Annotated in this window: 4 protein-coding genes; all 4 read left to right on the forward strand. The window is 37.7% G+C overall.

All coding sequences use genetic code 11. The features are described 5' to 3' along the window. Positions 1-80 precede the first annotated feature (80 nt). Positions 81-329: a hypothetical protein gene (locus PX484_RS04510; protein ID WP_002738017.1), complete on the forward strand. Its 249-nt coding sequence runs from the start codon at positions 81-83 to the stop codon at positions 327-329. After that, positions 322-732 carry a type II toxin-antitoxin system VapC family toxin gene (locus tag PX484_RS04515; RefSeq protein ID WP_287628586.1) on the forward strand — a complete coding sequence of 137 codons (411 nt, stop codon included), beginning with the start codon at positions 322-324 and terminating at the stop codon, positions 730-732. Before PX484_RS04510 ends, PX484_RS04515 begins: the two co-directional genes overlap by 8 nt. Before the next feature lie 188 nt (positions 733-920). Beyond that, entirely contained in the window at positions 921-1,160 is a 240-nt protein-coding gene (locus PX484_RS04520) for a hypothetical protein (RefSeq protein WP_288103001.1), read from the forward strand. After that, on the forward strand, positions 1,160-1,442 hold a 283-nt coding region (locus PX484_RS04525; protein ID WP_288103002.1), incomplete at its 3' end, for a putative toxin-antitoxin system toxin component, PIN family. The genes PX484_RS04520 and PX484_RS04525, both read left to right, overlap by 1 nt.

Below are 1,442 nucleotides of genomic sequence, written 5' to 3' on the forward strand. Positions count from 1 at the left end.
AGTTATAGTTGAGAGGGTGTGTTACACTAGCCTTAAGGCACTGTGTAGGCCGTAATCGAATTACTTCTCAACAATCCATTATGATAAAAAATCTACGAGTTAGTTATGATGGAATGGTTTTCCGTCCCGAAGAAAAGATTGAATTAGAACCTAATACCCATTACATCATCCAAATTATTTCTCGGGAAGATCCATTAGAAAATAACCATAAAAATGCTTGGGAACTGTTAGAAGAAATGGCTGGCACCTATGAAGCTCCAGAAGATTGGTCAAGGGAACACGATCATTATTTATATGATACTCCCAAAAGAAATATAAGCGATGAATAAGTCCAAACTTTTTTTAGATACGGTCTTTATCCAAGCAATTCTCAATCCTCATGATCAATATCATCAAATTGCTATGCAGTTCCTCCCCTATGTAAAAAATGCAACAGCAGTTTGGGTTACTGAAGCCATTTTTATGGAGGTTGGTAATGCTCTTGGTCATTACAATCGTCCTAAGGTTTCTGCCTTTATCAAGCAATGCTATCAAACCGATAATTTATTCGTTGTTACTATCACTTCTACTCTTTTTCAAAAAGGCTTAAAGCTCTACGAATCAAGATCTGATAAAAGCTGGGGATTAGTAGATTGTTTTTCTTTTATTGTTATGGAAGAAAATCAAATTACCGACGCTTTAACTTCAGATGTTCATTTTATTCAAGCAGGTTTTCAAGCTTTACTACGATAATTAATTAGCGATCACCATTTAGTTAAAGATATAATTTTACGGCAAGCGCGAAGATGAAAGGACTTTCTAGGCCGATAATTTCTCGATTCTAACCGATCGACGCAGAGAAGGGATAGGCGAACAGAAAACCCTCTCTATTAAGGACTCGTGTTAAACTGATTAATCATGCTAGTGTCTAGAATCGACCTATGCCGAACTTAACCTTAAGCAACGAACAAGTTATCGACTTATTCAAACAACTCCCCGAAGCACAGCAAAAGGAGGTGTACAAAATTCTAATTCTCAGTCAGTGGAGACAGTTGGAACCAGTATTTAATGAAGGAGCAGAAAGAGCTAGAATCGTAGCCAAAGAACGCGGCTATGATTGGGATACCATGACGGAAGACGAAAGAGAAGAATTTATCGATGAAATCGTTCACGAAAAATAGTGACCTATGTAGTTGTTTTTGATACAAATATATTAATCTCTGCTTGGCTGTCTAAAAGCAGCCCTACATTTTCCTGTTTATCGTTAGCGAAGACGGGATCGGTATCTTCAGTAACCTGCCAAGAGATTTTAGACGAATTATCCGAAAAACTTCAGCAGAAATTTCAAATATCTGAACGGGGACTTAGAGAATATATCGCGGAAATTCGTCAATTTTCTAGCCTTGTTCCGATAACAAGACAACTGAGAGCGGTTCCCAACGATCCCGATGACGATATGATCA

Origin of the sequence: Microcystis sp. M49636_WE2 (genome assembly GCF_030065375.1) — a bacterium.
Classification (GTDB): Bacteria; Cyanobacteriota; Cyanobacteriia; order Cyanobacteriales; family Microcystaceae; genus Microcystis; species Microcystis aeruginosa_C.